This window comes from Stenotrophomonas sp. 93052_Sma, from assembly GCF_056481145.1.
The window spans coordinates 2402489-2421452 of the sequence record NZ_CM151134.1 but is presented as its reverse complement, the minus strand read 5'-3'; the positions used below and the strand labels follow the sequence as shown (position 1 = coordinate 2421452).

Genomic DNA, 18964 nt, shown 5'->3' with positions numbered 1-18964 from the left:
ACGTAGGCGGTACTCTCCCCTTTGACGCCAGTCATGACTTCTTCCATGACTCGCGTCTTTTTGTGGGGACGGACCTCAGGTGCTCAGTCTGTCTCTCATTGGTCGCCCCGCGCCGCGCGCAATCCACGTCGCCGCACCAGATAGAACGCTGCGGGAATCACCACCATAGAGAGCACCGGTGCGGTGAGCATGCCACCCAGCATCGGCGCGGCGATACGTTGCATGACCTCCGAGCCGGCACCGGCACCAACGAACAGCGGAAACAACCCGGCCAGGATGACGGCTACCGTCATCGCCTTCGGGCGCACCCGCTGCACGGCACCTTCGTAGATAGCCTCTTGCAGGGTAGACACATCTTCCGGCGCACCGCTGGCCAAGCGCTGCTCCCAAGCATGACGCAGGTACAGCAACATGATGACGCCGAACTCAGCCGCAACGCCACCCAGGGCGATGAATCCGATCATGCTGGCCACCGAAATCGCATGGCCCAGCCCCCAGATCAACCAGAAACCGCCCACCAACGCCAAGGGCAAGCTGAGCAGGATGATGGATACATCGCTGAGCCGGCGAAACACCATCCAGATGACCAGGAAGATGATCGCCAACGCCGCGGGCACCACCCATTGCAGGCGTGCCAAAGCCCGTTGCAGATACTCGTACTGCCCCGACCACGCCAGACCATAGCCGGCAGGCAAACTCACCTGGGTCTGCACCGCGGCTTGCAGGTCCTGGACCACCGATCCCAAGTCGCGATCGGCCACATCCACGTAGATGTAGCCCACCAACCGGCCGTTATCGCTCTTGAGCATCGGCGGGCCTGGGCTGATTGACAGCTCCGCCACCTGGCTCAAGGTCAGTTGCACACCGCCTGGCGCGATCAGCGGCAGATCCTGCAAGGCCTGCAACGAGTCACGCTGGCCACGGGGGTAGCGCAAGACGATGGGATAGCGTTCGCGCCCCTCGATCGTTTCCCCGATTGGATCACCGCCAACGACCGTGGCAATCAGTTGCTGGAGTTGGCCTTGAGTGAATCCGTAACGTGCAGCGATTTCCGGGCGCACCTGTACATCGACATAGCGCCCACCCGTGACGCGTTCGGCCAGTGCCGAACTCACGCCGGGCACAGTCTTGGCCACCTGCTCGATCTGCTGGCTCAGGCGCTCGATCTGCTCCACATCGGGTCCGGAGACCTTGATCCCAATCGGGCTCTTGATGCCGGTGGCCAACATATCGATGCGATTGCGAATGGGCGGGACCCATAGGTTGGTCAGACCGGGAATCTTGACCGCTGCGTCCAACTCCTGGCGTAGCTTCTGGGGGGTCATGCCCGGGCGCCATTGATCCCGCGGCTTGAAGGTCACGGTGGTCTCAAACATTTCGATCGGTGCCGGATCGGTCGCACTTTCGGCACGGCCCGCCTTGCCGAACACGTGCTCAACCTCCGGTACGGTCTTGATCATCCGGCCCGAGAGCTGGAGCAACTGACGGGCCTTGTCGGCGGACAGGCCGGGCAGGGCCGTGGGCATGTACAACAGGCTGCCTTCTTCCAAGGGCGGCATGAACTCACTGCCCAACCGGCTAAAGGGGATCAAGGTGAGCACTAGCAGCAGGCCGCTGAGCAGCAAGGTGACACCGGGATGTTTGAGGACCCACAGCAGGATGGGCCGATAGCCAGCGATCAGGATGCGATTGATGGGGTTCTGCTGTTCCGGGCGGATGCGGCCGCGGATCAGGTAGCCCATCAAGACGGGGATCAAGGTCACCGACAACCCTGCTGCGGCGGCCATCGCGTAGGTCTTGGTGTAGGCCAGAGGCGAGAACAATCGCCCTTCCTGCGCCTGCAGGGCAAAAACCGGCACGAAAGACAGGGTGATGACCAGCAAGCTGGCGAACAGGGCCGGTCCGACCTCGGCCGCCGAGCGGGCCATCAGCTGCCAGCGCTCCTCACCCTGAGGTTCCCGGCCGTGCGCCTCCCGCCAGTGCTCCAGATGCTTGTGTGCATTTTCGATCATCACCACCGCTGCATCGACCATCGCACCAATGGCGATGGCGATGCCGCCTAATGACAGCAAGTTGGCGGAGATCCCCTGGGCGTGCATCACGATGAAGGCCGCCAGGATACCCAAAGGCAGGGTGATGACGGCCACCAACGCCGAGCGTAGGTGCCACAGGAACAGCAGGCATACCAGCGCTACGACCAGAAACTCTTCGCCAAGCTTGTGGGTGAGGTTGCGTACCGCATCCTGGATCAGCTCGGAGCGGTCGTACACCGGCACCACTTCCACGCCCTCGGGCAAGCTGGATTGCAACGCCTGCAGTCGCGCTTTGACGTTCCGAATGGCCCCCAAGGCATCCTTGCCGGTCCGCAGGACGATCACGCCGCCGGCCACCTCACCTTGACCATCCAACTCTGCGATACCACGACGGAAGACCGGCCCGCGACTGATCGTGGCCACCTCGCCGAGCAGGACGGGGATGCCGTCGTTGCCGGTTACCGGCACCTGTTCGAACGCCTCCTGTGTGCGCAGGTAGCCTTCGCTGCGCACCATCAGTTCGGCTTCGCCTTGTTCGATCACCGAGCCCCCGGTAGCGCCGTTGGCCGCATCCACCGCCTCGATGAGCTCGGCCACCGTCAGTCCACGGGCCGCCAACGCCTGCGGATCGGGCTGGATCTGCCAGGCGCGCACCGCACCGCCCACACTGGCTACTTCAGCCACGTCCGGCACGGTTTTTAGCTCATAACGAAGAAACCAGTCCTGCAACGCACGCAGCTGCCCCACATCACGTTGACCTGTCCGATCCACCAAGGCGTACTGGTAGATCCAGCCCAGTCCTGTCGCATCAGGACCCAGCGCCGGATTCACATTCGGCGGAAGTCGATCGCGTACCTGGCTCAAGTACTCGAGCACTCGAGAGCGCGCCCAGTAAAGATCAGTGGCATCGTCAAACAGGATGTAGACGAATGAATCACCGAAGAAGGAGAAGCCGCGTACCGCCTTCACGCCCGGCACGGACAACATCGTGGTGGCCAACGGGTAGGTGACCTGGTCTTCGATGATGCGCGGGGTTTGCCCCGCCCATTGCGTGCGGATGATGACCTGGGTATCGGACAGGTCCGGCAGCGCATCCAGCGGCGTGTTCTTTACCGACCAGATACCGACCACCGCCAGCAGCGCGGCGGCAACCAGCACCAGCACGCGATTGGCGATGCAAGCATGGATCAGGCGCGCGATCATGGTGTGCCCTCCATCGCTTCGGACATGACCTCGCTTGCCTGGCAATCAGCGGCTGCGGCGGGGCCGAACTTGGGTACCAACTGCATATCCATGAACGGTGACTTGCCCGGCTTGTCGAAATGCTTCTCCGGCACCATCGGGTCATACCAGTACTGCACCGGGCAGCGCGGCGGCGTAGAGGTGGAGGTGTCTGGCGCGACAGGCGCCGGCTGTCTGGACGGTGACGGCACGACAGTGCGTGGTTCGTGCCCGGCGTCATGGCGCTCGTGCACACCTGATGCGCTGGCAGGGCGTGTCGGTTGTGCAGCACCCAGGCGCTCCAACGCACCGGAGAGACTGGCTTCGGAGTCGAGCAAGAACTGACCCGAGACGACCACGCGTTCACCACCGGCCAAGCCTGCCACGATCTGCGTGCGCCCTAGCACGCTACGTCCCACACTCACCCGCACTGGCCGGAAGCTCCCGTCCGGATCCTGCACGATGACCCGGCTGTCCCGCCCGGTGGCGATCAGCGCCTCCGTGGGAACGACTGGCAGGGCCTGCTCGGCGTCGGGCTGCACCAGAACCTCGGCGAACATGCCCGGCACCAGCCGACGCTGCGGGTTGCGCAGCACAATTCGCGCCCGCTGCGTGCGACTAGCCATGTCGACCTGGGGAAGCAACGCCTGGATCTGTCCGGCAAAGCGCTCTGCCGGCCAGGCACTGACCGTGGCCTGCACTGAGGTCCCCGGCCGCAAGGTGCCCAGCGCTGCCTGGGGTACCGAGGCCTCCAGCCACAACGTGTCCAGCCCATTGATCTTGAACAGTGGCGTACCGGGCATCACCGTCTGTCCCTCGCGTGCCAGGATCTCGGTCACGACACCACTGTGGTCTGCGCTAAGCACGACGCCACTTCTGGCCGAGGCGCCAGAAGGAACACCCAACGAACGCAACCGTTGTTGCGCCGCACCCTGCAGCTCACGCGCGCCCGCGGACTGAGCTTGGCTCATGGCATGTGCTTCGGCGATGGCCGCGTTCCATGCCGGGGCCTGCACGGTGGCCAGCGTTTGACCACGACGAACCTCGGTAAACGGCGCCTTTACCTGCACGTGGGTGATCAAGCCTTCCATGCGCGCACTGATCACGCTTTCCTGGGTCAGATCCCACGTCAGTGTGCCCGGCACGCGTACGGCAGTCCCTAGTAACTCTACCGTCACTTCCTGAGTGCGTATGCCCACGTTCTGCTGCAGGCGCGGATCGATCTGCGTTCCGCCCCCTATGGCCTCATCTGCGTATTTGGGCAGCAACTCCATATCCATGAACGGAGATTTGCCCGGCTTGTCGAATCGCTGCTCCGGCGCCATGGGGTCGTACCAGTACAGCACCTTGCGTGCTTGATCTGCGACGCTCGTGCCGGGGGGCGGGGTGGTATCAGAGGTTCGAGTCATCCAGGCGTAGCCGCCGGCAAAGCCGAGCGCCAGCAACCCGAGGGCCACGGCGAGCTGTGTGAGACGCGTCTTGGTCGGGCTCATGGCGTGTTCTCCTCATGGGGTAGCAGATAGGCCAGTGCCGCCCAGGCACGGCCCTGTTCGCCCAGCAGACGGGCGTTCTCCAGGTGCAATTCGATCTCATCGCGCCGCGCTTCCAGCCACGGCTGCAGGTCGGCACCGGCGCCGTAGGCGGCCAACGCCGTGCGTGCACGATCGCGCGCCAAAGGCAGGCTCTGCGTGTTCTGGCGCTCCAACTGGCCGGTTAACCCGCGCCATCGCGCTATCGCGCGTTGCACCGACTCGGCTTGGATGCGCCGGGCCTCATCGCGCTCTGCGGACACCGCCTCCAGCTCGGCCCGCCGTGCCGCGATGCCTCGTGCTTGGCGGTTCTTCTGGAACAGCGGCAGGCCCACACCCACTTCCACCATGAGCATGTCGCTGCGCGCCATGCCGTCGGGTGCGCGCTCGCGACGTCCGTAGGTGAGCTCCACACTCCAATCCGGGCGGGTTTCGGCCACGGCCGCATCCACCTGGGCCTGGGCTAAGCTCTCGCGTGCCTCCCAGCCCAGTAGTGGCGTGTGTTGGTCCAGTTTGGCCAGCAGTTGGGTGGGCTCCAATGGCAACTGCGAAAAATCCGGTGCCGCACCACTGGCCAAGATCGCCTCTGGTGCAATACCCAACCACCGCGCCAGGCCGGCCTGCGCGGCGGCGTGCTCCGCATGTACCTGCTCCAGGCGATTGTCCAACTGCAGTAGGGCGGCCTGGGCGGCAAGCACATCACTGGCCCCGGCCGTGCCGCCTGCCAAGCGAGCACGCGCCGCACGCTCGGCTATACGGGCCGGCTCGCGCAGACCTTCCAACGCATCTACGGCTTGCTGCGTACTCCACAGCTCGATCCAGGCCAGCGCGGCCGCTTGGGCCACCATCTGCTGTTCGGCCATCGACAGTGTGCGCGCTTGCGCCAGCGTCGCTTGCGCCAACGCGTGCTCGGCACGTCGTTTCGCACGCGCAGGAAACTCCTGCATCAGACCGATTTGCTGGGTGGTCATCTCATCGGCCCGCAAGCTGAAGGCATCGGGTCCGCTGACGGGCCAGTTCGCCAGCCCCACGATCAAACGTGGGTCGGGAAGCGCGCCAGCACGCGCGGCTTCTTCGGTACTGGCATCGATCTGCGATCGGCGCACCTGCAGGGTTGGGGCGTTAGCAAGCGCCCGTTGTAGGGCTTCTGTGTAGCTGATCGGGATAGCGGGCGATGCCGCCAGCACAGGACCACTGAGCGCCAGGGCAAACACGAACCCACACGCCATCTTGCGCCTTGCACGCAAGAAGAAAGACATCTCCATAAGACCTCCGGGAAACGACAACGAGCGCGCTGCAACGCATGCAGCACGAGCACGGGTCAATCCAGGAGGGGGCTTAAATCAGCAGGCTACAGAAGCGCTGCAGGGGAGGCGGATCGGACACGCACACCGGAACATCCCGATACAACTGCGCGTGTACCGGTGGCAACAGAGCCTGCACCAGCGCGAAGGCGGCCAGCGCGGGCTGGTAAGGCACTTGAGGGGCCTTCGCATCGGCCGTGGCGATGTGATCGCGCTGGCAATGCTGGTCGCACAACGCCGGAGCATCGGGATCCGGCGTGGACATCTCTTCGCAACCGACCATCAGGGTCGCTTGTCCAGCTTCCACCGATTCCAGCGGACAGGCGTAAGCCACCAGCGCGAGTTGCTGCAGCAGCAGCGCCCACAGTCCCAGCCATGCCAGTCGGGCACGAGAACGGGGTCGCCGCCATCGCCTCAGCAGCCTCACCATGACAGCTCCCGCACGCCCGAAGCAGCGCCTGCGGACGCTGGGCAGATCAGGGCAGGGGACGTGCGAGCTCTCATGATGGCCAGTCTAGCCCTCTTGGGGCCGACTGTCATTGATCAGGATCAAGCCCTCGCGCGGACTCAGCGGTGGCATCCGCCGCAGCAGGAGGATGCGACGGCCGGGGCGGCCGGCGTACCAGCCTCAGAAGGGAGCACCGCAGCGATCACATAGCCTTGCCGCTGGATAGCCTCAACCGCCTGTTCTACGGCAAGCAGGCCCTCGATCTTGACCACGCCACTGCCCAGATCGACGTCCACCTGGGCGTGGGGGTCAAGGGCCTGAATGGCTTGGGTGACCGTTCGGACACAGTGACCACAGGTCATACCTTCAACAACGAGATTCATGGACAACCCTCCAAAAGCATCGGCGGTTTGCCGACGGCGTGACGATGAGCCTTCCCACGGTGGGAAGGTCAAACGACAGGCAAGTTGAGTGGTAATCCGTCCCGCGTTGTTGACCTTCCCATCATGGGAAGGCTCAGGCTACCTGCTCGTTCCTATTGGCCCTCACTCCATGGACATAACGCGCACTTATGCGAATTAAGTTATTGATTATATTACATTAATACAGGAATCGCAAGGTCTGTAGTTGCACCGTGCCCTGGCCGGCCACAAACGCGATAAGCTAAGCATTCCTTAGTGCTAGTCATTCTTGATGTCATGACGATGCCATCTGAGCGCACCCGCAATGTGCTGCAGGCGGGCGCGTTCCTCAGGCAGCTAGCGGCCAGCCAAGCCGTGCCTAAAGAGGTGCGGCAAGAGGCATATCGACTGCTGCGGCACTATCCAACCGTCAGCGACATCGAGGCGATTGCTGAGCACGAAGAGCGGCTGCGAGCGCTGACCCAGTCGGCCTTCGTACGACCCTACCTGAGCAGCGAGATCGAGGCGGATTGGTTCTCCGGGTACCCGCTTGGCCCTCATCGCATCTGACCATGAAGCAACCGAGCAGGCCGCGTGGAAGAGGGACTACGTCTGCGGAGACAGCGCTGGAGGCTTCCTTTGAACGGGCCCGCGACAGTGCGGCCGAGGAACGCGCATTCTTCAAGCGACTGATGGATGCGATCGTGTACGTGCATGCGCCCATCTCGGACGACGCGCAGACACTGCGGCTGGTCCAGTTCCGCCATCCTGACGGTTTCGATGCGATCCCTTTCTTTACCTCGCTCGACAAGGCGCAGGCGGCCAGCTCGTCTGCTGTCAGAATTCTGGGAGTTTCAGGCCGTGAGCTGCTAACCGGTACTCGCGGCGCGACGTTGATGCTCAATCCCAACTACGGCGGCGTTGTCCTGTACCCGGAAGAGGTTGCGACATTGTTGGATACGGGCTTTCTGGCCAGGGTGGAACGTCTGGCGCCGGCGGAGTTCGCGGTGAGACCTGCCCAGGCCGCGCCGGCTTGGCTCGCTCCGGCCATCAGCGGCAGCCTTGAGCACGCCGACTTCGTCTCGTCGGCCTATCTCCTGGAAACTCACTCGTCAGGGGGCGTCGAACAGCCTCCCGGTCTGTTGATCTGGCTGGTGGTGGACCTGGCTTTCGCCGAGCGGGCGGCTCGTCTGGTGACCACCGCCATACAGCCCTTATGCTCAGATTTGGACGTCATCATCGACTTGGCGGTCCACGACGTATCGCTGCCTTTGCCGGCGGGCTTGGATGATCCCCAGATCCTGCCCATATTTTTTCACGAGAATCAAGCCAACTTGAGCACAGCTCATCGGCCTATGAGCCCTGAAGATAAGCTACTAGCACTCCTTCCGGGATTGACCGAGGAAGAGAAGGAACGGCGGACCCGCGAGGGTATGGCCGACGTCGACGCTGGACGTACGATCCCGCACGAGGAACTACTGCAATGGATCAGGCGACGGTCAGAGCCTTCTTGAAGGTTTCCGTTGGGTCAGGAGCGTGGAAACTCTTGAATCCAATATTCAAGAAGGGCACGCGTGCCTGAGCAGTACTCCAGGAATGCCTGTGTCACGCGGCTTCTGGTTCAATCAAGCCTAGGTCTGTAATCCACGAACTGCCTGACGTCGAGGGGTGTTTCCTCGTTGAATCATGGTGTTAGAGACGATTCGGCTGTTTTTCTCACGAATCCCTGCCGACCTTCTTGAAAAACTGAACCAGACCTACCCAAACGCTTCCGTAAGGCAGGTGGTGAGAGGGCAGGTTAAGCACATCAGGGATAGCAATCCCAAGGAGATAGAAGCGCTACGACAGGAGGCCAACGATCAACTTCCTACTATCGCCGAGCTAAAGAGGGTCAGTGCGGTTGATCCAGAGTTCCGGATGGAAAACAGCTTCTTTGGGCCCAAGCCAGTCATCACCGCCCGCATCATCAACCGCTCAACACTGCCATTGAGCGAAGCGAGCTGGAATGCGGCGCTGTACATCAATGGCGATGTACAGCCTGTAGCCACGTCGAAGGTGCGCAGCGATTTCCGTTCCATCGAAGGCCTCAAGCCCGAACACCATGTTACGGCTCGATTCACTGTCGGATTCGTCAAGGGCGATAAGGCCTGGACCACCTTGGCGATTCGTCAAGCTACATCCACACGCGTCGAGCTGGAGATGATCCCTGAGACAGCAATGGACTTTACGGACAAAGCCTATCTAAGTGCCGATCTTCAGAAGCGCATTGATTTCCTTGAGAACCAACTCAAGCAAGCGAGCGAGTTCGAAGATGTCTGATGCTACCAAGCCCCGCCGGCGGATCACCCTCCGGCGGGGCTTGGTAGCGGTACCGACGTTCACCCCCGCCAAAGAGGACCATTACACAATGCGCCCGTCCATCCTCGCCTTGGACTTAGAAGGAACGCTGATTTCCAACGCTGTAAGCCAGATCCCGCGCCCGGGCCTCTACGAATTTCTGGAGTCGGCAAAGTCGCTCTTTGAGGGTCTAGTCATCTTCACCACAGTTCCGGAGCCTAGATTTCGCGAGATTGCCGACCTATTGGCTTGCGAAGGAGCGGCCCCGGGTTGGTTTGCCCGCTTGCCATACATAGACTGGACTGGGCCGACGAAGGATCTTGCCAACGTTTCCCAGCCCATCGGCTCTGCATGGCTACTAGATGATTACGCCCCCTATGTACAACCGGGACAGGAACATTGCTGGGTCCCGGTTCAACTGTTTTGTTCTCCTTACCCCGAGGACGACGCGGGACTGGACGATGCCATCGAGGCAATCCGTAAGCGACTGAACGAGTACTAGAGGGCCATCTCTTGGCCAGCGTCCAATGGGCCACAGGCTCGCCGGTCAACCAAGGTCCAGCGCTTCGTTGGAGAACCGTCGATATAGACCTGGGGGGGCGTTTACCGCGATAGAGTCCTGAGCCCCCTCAAACCATCTCATGGACCCGTGGCAGCTGGTCGGTCTACTCAGACTAGAAGCTAAAGCTGCCAACTGCCGCTAGGTTCCAGCCAGTACGCCATGCCCAGCGGCAGGAAAGTCTCCATTGCAACGTCCAGGATCAACGGCTGACGCCAACCCTGACCAGGCAAGAAGCAAAAATCCTTCCGGGCGAGGGTTCCAGCTTGCTCGCGTCCAGCTAACCAGATGCATCTGCGTTTTATCTCGCGATCAAGTGCTCGCCTCGCGGCATGCTCATCCAAACCGCTTTGTATGAACTCCGAGGCAGAATTTCGCATGCTCGCCCACAGCACGTAGCGCTTACGCCCCAAGCTGAGCGCATTCCATTCAGGCGATCCAATCGACTGAAGCCCGTCGCCTAGCTTCGGGTCCAACCGATGCTTCCGCAGAAGGTTTGCCAAGTACGCTCGAGCTTCGGTGGATGCCAGTGAAATTCCGAGATTCCGCCTCGCACTGGGCGTGCACTCAGCCGCCCACTGGGTGAGCGACCGGGTCAATGCCGACTCAAGGTTCAAGTCACTGCGAGACCACGGAGATTTGTAGGACCAAGCCAGGGGCTCATACAGAGATCTTGCGGCAAGCCGAGAACATTCGACTGGTTCGCGATGGAGGACGCGCAGCGTCGCAAGCGTGTCAAGTGCCTGCGAGGCCAACCCCTCAGCAGCTACCGGCGAACTAGCCGTTCTTGAGCGCTCTAGCGCGCACCACGCGCACGCAAGAAAGGGACCTATTGAACGAACGAAATTGTCCAGTTCTGGCCAGGGCGCGATGAGGGTCGGTTGGCTAACGACATAGGCCACACAGCCCTCAAATCGCGATACCAGTTGTCAGGATATCAACCTGCCCACAGACTGTCTATCTGACTTTCCGATATTGACCCTTAGGTGTTCTCTCCAGTTCAACGATATCTGAACATCCGATATCCTAGCCGTGCAGCGAATGAGCGGGGAGCGCCCCGGCGCACGACGCAGAACGTTACCGCATGTTGGGAGAGCCGAAATGATGCGCACCAGCGCTAGCCACCCGTTACTGATTGCAGAGTTGCCTGTTGGAGCCCATGGAGGCGGCATAGGGGTGACATTTGCGCCAGGCAAGTACCAGGAAGTCGCCATGACTGGAGCATGGGCGAGAGACCTAGATGTGGACGTCTCGGCTATTCAGGACTGGGGTGCCACTCACCTAGTCACCTTGCTTGAGCCTTGGGAGCTCAAGGACCTTCGAATCGAGAGCTTACCGGCGATAGTGGCGGGGAAGGGCATCTCTTGGCATGGACTGCCAATCACTGATGGAGCCGCACCAGACGACAGACTCCTCAAAGATTGGCTACAGCTAAGTGCTGAGCTCGTCGCTGACATGCTGAGCGGTCAAAGGATCGTGGTCCACTGCAAGGGGGGGTTGGGACGCGCGGGAACGGTCGCTGCCATGCTTTTGCTGCAGTCTGGCGAGGCCAAGCGGGCATCGGATGCCATCCACATGGTGCGGCATGCCAGGCCAGGCGCAATCGAAACGATTGCTCAAGAGGAGTTCCTAGAGTACTGGGCGCAGAGCCTTCACCCGGGCGGAGCTTGACCACTCAGGTGCGCAGTCAGGAACTCAAGGACGAGTTGCCTGTGGATCCAGAACTCGAGGGCTTCTTAGGTCTGGATCCAGAAATCGACGGCGTCTCCATAGTGGATCTTCGCGAGGGTTCAGGGCACATCAAAAATTCGCTGCCTCGAAAGCTAAGAACCTTGCTGTCGCACGAATCAGGGTCTTGTGCTGGGGCCGGACCAGCGCTATCGCTGACTAAGGCAGGGCAACCTCCAGGGACTGTACTGCGACGGCGCGATCAATAGACATCTGTCAGATGTATCGCCACCACTATCGATCTAATGAATGCTGACTCAGCCGATGCGTGCTGCCTTAGGAGTTACGATCTGACTGCACTCGTGGCCGAGGCGAAACGCCACGACGTACAGGACCGTGGCATCCATCGGCATACCTGAGCCCATCCGAATGACGACCTTACGCTGACCGTGCGACAGTGATACTCCCAGTTCCCGCAGGACCTCAATGCGCTGCTGCAGCCCGTCGTAGATGTCTAGCTTGTCGACTTCTGAATACAGGTCTTGGCAGTCGCGATACTCACGGTAGTAGTCGACCAGTGCAGCAAACTCGCTCGCCGCCTCGCGCGACAGCTCGAAAGCCGGTTCGGACAGATCCATGTCGCACGAAACGATCAGGCTGGCCAGCTCGCGCCCAGCAGCAAGCGGGGACACCGCCAGGGTGATGTAGTCGCGCTCAAACTGCGCTTGCGCCGCCTGCAGTTCCTCGTCTGTCGGCAGCGAGAAAGGCTTGTTGAGTGCATCGATGTCATTGAAATCGAAGGCGCGCGCCAGTGCGCGACGGGTGTCGAAACTGGCCGAGTCACCCTGCTCAACCCGCTGAACTGTTCGCACGTTCAGGCCCGAGATCTCGGCCAATTGTTCTTGCGACCAATGACGCAACTGGCGGAACTGGCGAATGCAGGCGCCAACCTCAGCAGCGGTAAGCAGGCGAGGCGGGGTCTTGGTGGTCATAGAAGATAACTCCGGAGGGGTAGGGAGCCCAGATTAGGAGGGTGCCGAACTTGGAAACATGACAGTCGCCCGACAGGCCCCCGACACAGATCAACTGCCAGGACTTGCCCCAACGAGAAATCCGGGGCAACTGCTTATGCGCCCGTGATGTTCTCCCCGTGCCCCCAGAGGGGGGCGAGGCCCAACTGCCTAGTCACTCACCACAGACCCCACCCTAGACGCGCAGGCGATCCGGGACAGCTCTATGGCGAGGGCTGATGGGGGGTCAATGGCTCCAACTCTGGCAAAACACCCCCAAATTGATGATGCAGTGCATTCATCCATGCCAGAACTGGTTCGCCTGGCCACAGGTGCGCCAGATTCAGAAGGGTTAGCATGGCAAGCGCATTGCTGTTCATGGCCACCCCCGCCAGAAGCGCGCCCGGGTAGCCATTTAACTGCCTTGCCAAGGGGTGAATCCCGGCATGGAGATAGGAGTTCAAGCCGACATAAAGGCATTGTCTGGCTCTGCCCAACAACTGTGATGCTCCTCGGGGCCCAGAGGACTCAAGCTTTACGAGCATGTCCTGAACGCCAGGGAGCCTCTTTGCCGCTTGCTGACTCTCCAGAGTCAGGGGCGCAAGAAGCTTCTCGATGTCGGCGTCGGTAGCTGCATAACATGCCCAGGTTGCACGCACGAGGGCCTCATACTGGGACCGGACCAGCGAGATTGCTGACTGGGGCAGAGTAGCGATCAGGGACTGTACTGCCACGGCGTGATCAAGGGACATCTGGCAAAGTGCCGCCACCGCCGTCGATCTTCGGTCACGTCCATGCTCTATCTCCATCCAAGCGGCTCGAATTTCACCCAAGAGCTCTAAGGAGCCCTCCAGCACAGACGCCCGATCCTGGTCAGCCGATTGAGGCACAAGTCATCCTAGAATCGTGATCTGCAGGCAAGAGTAACGGCTCGTCCATCGGGCAAAGCCCTCAGTTGGCCGGCTGGGCTGCAGCATCTGTTAGCCGGTAATCTCTGCATTGCATCATCCGTGCATCAGCAATTTCTGCGTTGCGTCAGTCGCAAGTCAAGTTTTTCTGCAATGGACCGTCTTGCACTGAAATTTTATTCCTCAAAAGCTGAAATCTCTGCAATGGCACCCTAAGAATGTCTGCGATGAACAGCGTTCTGGTCCGCGCGCGATTGCTTCCTATATTGCAACCATACGCTCAGCCAGCCAACCGCCGGGATCCATGATCGCGCGAGCGGACGATCCCGGTCGCAAATGGCTGGCTGCCGTCACTCTCGTGGCTTTGAGCGATCAAGGGGAGCAGTCTGGCCCACGTGTCGAACAGAAGCCTTGGATCTTGGTGGATCAGAAGCGAAACCCGCAGCGCATCTTCCATCGCCTTGAGGTAGCCGCGGCGTATCTCAAGTGCGTTCTCGCAAGCATTGGGGCGACCAAGAATTTGTGTGATCGCGGAGGCCATAGCAGTCTGGACAGGAGGGGAGGGGAAGGCGATAGTCTGCAAACGTCTAGACGATCCCGCAATGAGCATCCTCAACGTTCTCCTCACTCGTGACCACCTCGTCGTCGCAGCGGATACCCTGGCAGAGGATGCTCTCACAGGGGCGTATTCCGCGGGGGCAAAGCTGCTGCTGATCCCTCAGCACAACGTAGTGCTTGCTGCGCGCGGGTCTACGCAATTCTTCCTCCGCATCTACGAGCTTGCACTGCAGGCCAGCTTCCGCGCAGATTTCACAATAGAACAGCTATCTGCCGAGCTAGGGCTGGTGGTGGACCAACTCTGGCCGAACTTTGAGAAAGCGGTTAGCGAAGCGGGATTGCCGATCGAGCAACTCGGGACCGAGTTGGTGCTTGGTGGATGGTCGTTGAAGAACGGCCGGATGATGGCCACGGCGTATGCGAAGAGTGACAGCCGGCGCCCTTGCGTTGTCCAGCCGATCGGGGGGCAGATGGCGTCGCCGGGCGAACCGCTCCAGGCCGCGACCCCTAGCATGGCCCAGGTGGATCTGCTGGCCCATGCGCGTCTCCAGGTCAGCTACCTCAATGGGCAATTGGGCCGGAAAGTAGCAGGAGGTCGACTGCTAGTTGGGTTTCTGCAGAAGGGGCAAGCCCTGCTCAAGGATCTAGGAGAGATCTAGGTCGCGGGAGTCAAATACGCTAGGGGCTGAAATCGAAGTTCAGGTCTGGCCCTAAGGCAGAAGGCCAAAGCAGACCAAGGTCGTCCGTGGATTTGGGATGTTTATCGAGGGCAGGGTGGATGTCCGCTTCTGGCCGGAAGCGGACATTGGGCGGCGACCGGCCCGGTGATGGCATCCGCCTTCGACCCAAAGCGGGCATCGTTCTCGACACACCTGAGTTGATCCGTACTCCAAAGCCTGTTTCCGCTACCCCTTGTAGTGCTCGACGTAGAGCCCCAAAGCTGCCAACGACGCATACACGGCGGACCCAGCGTTGGTCGCGTACAAGGCAAAGGGAACCGGAGGATCGCAGGGAACTGTTGCGATGAACCACGGAGCTGAGCTCGTCAAGCTCGTCCTAGGTGATGTGAGGAATCCTAGCTCCCTACGCATACCTAGCGCCTCGCGGACGTACGCCTTGTTCCAGCCGCCAGTCTTGCACGAGACCCCAAGAAGTAACTCCGTAAATGCGGGATAGCGACGGGTCTTAATCGGACGATATACACCGACGTCAATCTCGTGACGGTCAGCCGCTTTGACCACCGTCGTGCCTTTCCAGCTATGGCTTAGTGTGGTGACCTGCACTGAAATCCTAATCTCGAGCTTCTCAGTAGACGTAGATCCACTGATGTAATCGTGATCCGGATGGTTTGCTTTGCATGGAGATCCTCCAAACGTCAGGACGCCTGCCATCTTGGGGGTACACGTGAGCTTGTAGCCCGCACTATCGATGATTCGCAGAAGCCTAAGCAGCACCCGAAGTTCGTAAGCCTTTCCTTGCGCGTAGGGAGACCCGCTCGCCTTAGCACGCGAAATGGCTGCTTTCACAGCGTTGAGGATTGCTAACTTACTGATCGTCACAGTCGCGGTCCTCGTGGCGCGTGTTCCTCGCGAGGGTCGTCCGGTGGCAGATATCGAGCGATATAGGCCTCAAGATCTGCCTGCTCGTGATCCGTCAAACGCTGGGGTGATACAGTTGGTAGATGTGACCGGATTGAGCGAACTCGGCGACCTTCTGGTGTCTCAACAGTGTAATGAACGTCCTCCAGTCCGGTGAGACCTTCGACCAGCTTCCCGATCTCACCCAAGGTTTGCGAGAGGGCGTCTTGGGTCGTCACAGGTCTAAAATCGAGAACCGCCGCAAGTGCGGCTGCAGCTTGTGCATTCGTGTCGTCCTCGTAATCAGACATCGCCTGAACAATCGCGGAGCGAAGCGATCTAACAATTTGTGGATCAAGCTCAGACGCAAGGGCTAGCGCCTTCCCTATCTCCCTAATCACCTCTTCACCACCTTGATCTTCTGCCATTCACAACTCCACAGCTGTAGACATTAACGGGCCGCGCGGGATGAACCGCCCGGATTCTCTAAATTCAATTGCCGAAGGTTGCCGTTGGCAATGTTCCTTAAGAGTAAGGCACAGTGCGGTTTGGTTCCATAAGCGGATCGCGCTGGCTGTATCCCGAAGTGTGCGATGACGCCGAAGCTGGATAGTGTCGCTGAATTGGACCATCAGGCACTTAGGTCTGAGCCCTGATACAGATTGATGATATGACTCCAAGTCGCGTACGGGCTGCGAAGAGCACCGGCTACTTTGGTCCGCTTCTGACCGAAAGCGGACATTCGTTTAACCAAGGGTGAAGGAAACTTTTAGGGCCAGGATGGACTTCAACTCTCTCGTTCGCTCGCTTCTATCCGATGCGAAGATGCGCCGTAACAAGCCTCTGCGAGACTAGTGCGCGAGCCAGGTCGCTGACATTGCTCCATGGCCTATGACGTGCCCCGCACCCGCTGGTCAAATGGAACCGCCCTCGGCACCATGGGCACGACCATCTAAGGAGTTCTTCATGCTCTACCAAGATAAGTACGTCGCCTTCATCGACATGTGACCTGCCCCCCGTTTTCCGGGCCAACCTGATCTTAGTAGAGTCCGTCTCACAAGAGGACGGACATGAAGAAGCGATACACCGAAGAGCAGATCATCGGCTTCCTGAAGCAGGCGGCCGCCGGCACGCCGGTCAAGGAGCTTTGCCGCAAGCACGGCTTCAGTGACGCGTCGTTCTACCTGTGGCGGCGCAAGTTCGGCGGCATGGATGTGCCCGACGCCAAGCGCCTGAAGGCACTGGAAGCGGAGAACGCGCGGCTCAAAAAGCTGTTGGCCGAGTCGATGTTGGACAACGAAGCGCTGAGGATCGTGGCGCGGGGAAAATACTGAGCCCGCCGACGCGACGGGCTGCCGTCGCGGACGTGCGGGCGAAGCTGGGCCTGTCGGAGCGGCGGGCCTGCCGGGCACTGGGCTTGTCACGCAGCGTGTTGCACTACCAGCCGCGCATGGCGAACGCGCCGTTGCAGGCCAGGCTCGTTGCGTTGGCGGGCGAACGTCGCCGGTTCGGCTACCGACGGCTGCACATCCTGCTGGAACGGGAGGGCTGGATCGCCAACCACAAGCGAATCTACCGGCTGTACCGCAACGCTGGCCTGGCGGTGCGCAAGCGCCGCAAGCGCGATCGCGTGGCCGTCGAGCGCCGTCCGCTGCAGCTGCCGTCGGGGCCCAACCACACCTGGTCGATGGACTTCGTCTTCGACGCCCTGGCCAACGGGCGCCCGATCAAGTGCCTGACGGTGGTGGACGATTGCACCAAGGAAGCGGTGGAAATCGCCGTCGGCCGGAGGATAAATGGCCAGAACGTGGCCGACATCCTGGATGCGGTATGCCGTTTCCGCGGCTACCCCGCGGCGATCAGGACCGACCAGGGACCCGAGTTTACCGGCCGGGCGCTGGACCAGTGGGCGACCGCCAACGGCGTGACGCTTGTGCTGACCCAGCCAGGGAAACCCACGCAGAACGCCTATGTGGAGAGCTTCAACGGCAAGTTCCGGGACGAATGCTTGAACGAAAACTGGTTTATCTCGCTCGAGCACGCACGGGCGGTAATCGCCATCTGGCGCAAGGACTACAACGAGGTGCGTCCGCACAGCTCACTGCCCAAATGCACGCCTGCCGAGTTCGCCGCCGCGCTGCGCAACGAAGGTGCCTTGACTGGTTCGACCGCTGATCGAAACCTGACCCACCGGAGCGGTATGCTCCCCAACCTGGACTCTACTAAGTAGCTAGTGGCCCTGAGAAAGGGGGCAGGTCACATGCTCGGGTTCTCCGCACTTGTCCAAGAGTCGGCAGCCGACATGAGCAAGCTTGATGAAATAGCAGAGGCCATCGACAGACTAAAGAACACAGCGTGCTGCAACCCAGCAACAGGACTTTTGTTCACTTACTTCAGCGACTGCATCGTCATATCAAGCAGCCGCTCTCCTGCTGGCCTTGCCGACATCCTGAGCTGCATCAGAATGTTGGCCGAGAACCTGCTAGTGGTTGATATATTGATACGTGGAGGGCTCACAGTTGGAAGCATTCATCATGATTCTCAGATGATCTTCGGACCGGCGATGCTGGACGCCTATCGCATGGAATGTAAGGAAGCACGCAATCCCATGGTGCTCGTGAGCGAAGAGGTGCGATCGGATGCTCGCGCTGCGGGGTTAAGCAACCTGTTGACGTGGGATGACGAAGAGCCAGACCGCCACTATGTCCACTATCTGATCTCGTACAGCGCTTATGACTCTAATCCAAGGGCGGGCGTCGTGATTCTCGATAGCCAGGCCGCTCTCATCCGGCATTTCATCGCCAAGAGGCTGCTAGGCGCTCCGGGTAAGATCCTGGATAAAGCCGAGTGGATGGAACGATATTGGAACGAGAAGGTGGCGACAGGTGGAATTCTCGGACGTGTTGACAGGGTCGCAGACCTTGTTAGGCCCAATGCGCGACCATTTCGCAGCAGACTCGCCGTTCTAGCACCGCAACCGGGCGCCACTAGTGTGGACTAGCGAATCAGGCAAGCAGCTGCCGATTCCTTGCAAAGATTCAATTCAATTGGCCATACGGAAGCACGTGCAATCCCTGATGGCAGTCGGGACCACCATCTCCCCATTGCCAGCCGCGTCTGAACCAGCGCCCGGAACGCTTCAGCGGAAGGGGCTGGTCCCTTCCGCTGGTGCCTGCCCTGGTTGCACCGGCTATGCGCGGCCACCACGTTCCCGGACACGTCTCTGCCCCCGTCCTGTTGGGCCACCAGGTGCTCGGCGGTGCATTGAAAGGCTCGGGCCTTACTGGCCTTCAGCCCGAGCTCTGAGGGTGCAGTGAGCCACATCGGCAGGCCGCAATAGAAGCAACGGCCCGATTGGGCGTAGAAGGCAGAAGTGCGAAGGGATCTGCGGCGTTTGGCGGTCATGGATGG

General features: G+C 60.6%; 18 protein-coding genes. 8 read left to right on the top strand and 10 right to left on the bottom strand.

Annotated elements, in window-relative coordinates:
- Positions 1-95: 95 nt before the first annotated feature.
- The 5 genes from ACZK2V_RS11335 to ACZK2V_RS11315 form a co-directional block, all read right to left on the bottom strand.
- Positions 96-3236, bottom strand: a complete 3141-nt coding sequence (locus tag ACZK2V_RS11335; RefSeq protein WP_005413407.1) for an efflux RND transporter permease subunit — start codon at positions 3234-3236, stop codon at positions 96-98.
- Positions 3233-4747 carry an efflux RND transporter periplasmic adaptor subunit gene (locus ACZK2V_RS11330; RefSeq protein ID WP_012480209.1) on the bottom strand — a complete coding sequence of 505 codons (1515 nt, stop codon included), beginning with the start codon at positions 4745-4747 and terminating at the stop codon, positions 3233-3235. Before ACZK2V_RS11330 ends, ACZK2V_RS11335 begins: the two co-directional genes overlap by 4 nt.
- Positions 4744-6048, bottom strand: a complete 1305-nt coding sequence (locus tag ACZK2V_RS11325) for a TolC family protein (protein WP_486323284.1) — start codon at positions 6046-6048, stop codon at positions 4744-4746. The genes ACZK2V_RS11330 and ACZK2V_RS11325 overlap by 4 nt, the downstream gene beginning before the upstream one ends.
- A 73-nt stretch (positions 6049-6121) precedes the next feature.
- Positions 6122-6517 carry a hypothetical protein gene (locus ACZK2V_RS11320; protein ID WP_005413404.1) on the bottom strand — a complete coding sequence of 132 codons (396 nt, stop codon included), beginning with the start codon at positions 6515-6517 and terminating at the stop codon, positions 6122-6124.
- Between the two features lie 137 nt (positions 6518-6654).
- Complete coding sequence (locus tag ACZK2V_RS11315) at positions 6655-6897, bottom strand: heavy-metal-associated domain-containing protein (RefSeq protein ID WP_224482004.1); 243 nt, start codon at positions 6895-6897, stop codon at positions 6655-6657.
- 336 nt (positions 6898-7233) lie between these two features.
- On the opposite strand from ACZK2V_RS11315, the gene ACZK2V_RS11310 reads away from it, so the two are divergent.
- The 5 genes from ACZK2V_RS11310 to ACZK2V_RS11290 all read left to right on the top strand — a co-directional run bounded on the left by ACZK2V_RS11310 (position 7234) and on the right by ACZK2V_RS11290 (position 11503).
- Positions 7234-7506 (top strand): BPSL0761 family protein, encoded by a 273-nt coding sequence (locus tag ACZK2V_RS11310; protein WP_019184714.1) that lies wholly within the window; start codon positions 7234-7236, stop codon positions 7504-7506.
- 2 nt (positions 7507-7508) lie between these two features.
- Complete coding sequence (locus ACZK2V_RS11305; RefSeq protein WP_049401588.1) at positions 7509-8450, top strand: SseB family protein; 942 nt, start codon at positions 7509-7511, stop codon at positions 8448-8450.
- A 175-nt stretch (positions 8451-8625) separates the two neighbouring features.
- On the top strand, positions 8626-9255 hold the full coding sequence (locus ACZK2V_RS11300; protein WP_136191796.1) for a hypothetical protein: 630 nt from the start codon (positions 8626-8628) through the stop codon (positions 9253-9255).
- Between the two features lie 88 nt (positions 9256-9343).
- On the top strand, positions 9344-9775 hold the full coding sequence (locus tag ACZK2V_RS11295; protein WP_031269101.1) for an NIF family HAD-type phosphatase: 432 nt from the start codon (positions 9344-9346) through the stop codon (positions 9773-9775).
- A gap of 1098 nt (positions 9776-10873) precedes the next feature.
- Positions 10874-11503, top strand: a complete 630-nt coding sequence (locus ACZK2V_RS11290) for a cyclin-dependent kinase inhibitor 3 family protein (RefSeq protein ID WP_306341171.1) — start codon at positions 10874-10876, stop codon at positions 11501-11503.
- Positions 11504-11817: 314 nt separating this feature from the next.
- Here the strand turns inward: ACZK2V_RS11290 and ACZK2V_RS11285 are convergent, their stop codons facing one another.
- From ACZK2V_RS11285 to ACZK2V_RS11275, 3 genes are all read right to left on the bottom strand, one after another.
- Positions 11818-12492, bottom strand: coding sequence for a helix-turn-helix domain-containing protein (locus ACZK2V_RS11285; RefSeq protein ID WP_005413401.1), 675 nt, complete (start codon positions 12490-12492; stop codon positions 11818-11820).
- A 242-nt stretch (positions 12493-12734) separates the two neighbouring features.
- Positions 12735-13262 carry a DUF6988 family protein gene (locus ACZK2V_RS11280; RefSeq protein WP_031741319.1) on the bottom strand — a complete coding sequence of 176 codons (528 nt, stop codon included), beginning with the start codon at positions 13260-13262 and terminating at the stop codon, positions 12735-12737.
- Between the two features lie 436 nt (positions 13263-13698).
- On the bottom strand, positions 13699-13959 hold the full coding sequence (locus ACZK2V_RS11275) for a hypothetical protein (RefSeq protein ID WP_049401600.1): 261 nt from the start codon (positions 13957-13959) through the stop codon (positions 13699-13701).
- Positions 13960-14020: 61 nt separating this feature from the next.
- Here ACZK2V_RS11275 and ACZK2V_RS11270 point away from each other — a divergent pair, with 61 nt between their 5' ends.
- Positions 14021-14635, top strand: coding sequence for a hypothetical protein (locus ACZK2V_RS11270; RefSeq protein ID WP_033835133.1), 615 nt, complete (start codon positions 14021-14023; stop codon positions 14633-14635).
- An 896-nt stretch (positions 14636-15531) separates the two neighbouring features.
- Here ACZK2V_RS11270 and ACZK2V_RS11265 read toward each other — a convergent pair.
- Positions 15532-15981, bottom strand: a complete 450-nt coding sequence (locus tag ACZK2V_RS11265; protein WP_141653545.1) for a hypothetical protein — start codon at positions 15979-15981, stop codon at positions 15532-15534.
- A gap of 642 nt (positions 15982-16623) precedes the next feature.
- On the opposite strand from ACZK2V_RS11265, the gene ACZK2V_RS11260 reads away from it, so the two are divergent.
- Together ACZK2V_RS11260 and ACZK2V_RS11255 are read left to right on the top strand one after the other, a co-directional pair.
- A protein-coding gene (locus tag ACZK2V_RS11260) for an IS3-like element ISPa39 family transposase (protein WP_086009122.1) occupies positions 16624-17783 on the top strand; the annotation gives its coding sequence in 2 pieces (ribosomal slippage) (positions 16624-16882 and positions 16882-17783; 1161 coding nt in all).
- A gap of 72 nt (positions 17784-17855) precedes the next feature.
- Entirely contained in the window at positions 17856-18554 is a 699-nt protein-coding gene (locus ACZK2V_RS11255) for a hypothetical protein (RefSeq protein ID WP_257471010.1), read from the top strand.
- Here the strand turns inward: ACZK2V_RS11255 and ACZK2V_RS11250 are convergent.
- Positions 18551-18877, bottom strand: a complete 327-nt coding sequence (locus ACZK2V_RS11250; protein ID WP_323162603.1) for an HNH endonuclease — start codon at positions 18875-18877, stop codon at positions 18551-18553. The genes ACZK2V_RS11255 and ACZK2V_RS11250 overlap by 4 nt on opposite strands.
- Positions 18878-18964 lie beyond the last annotated feature (87 nt).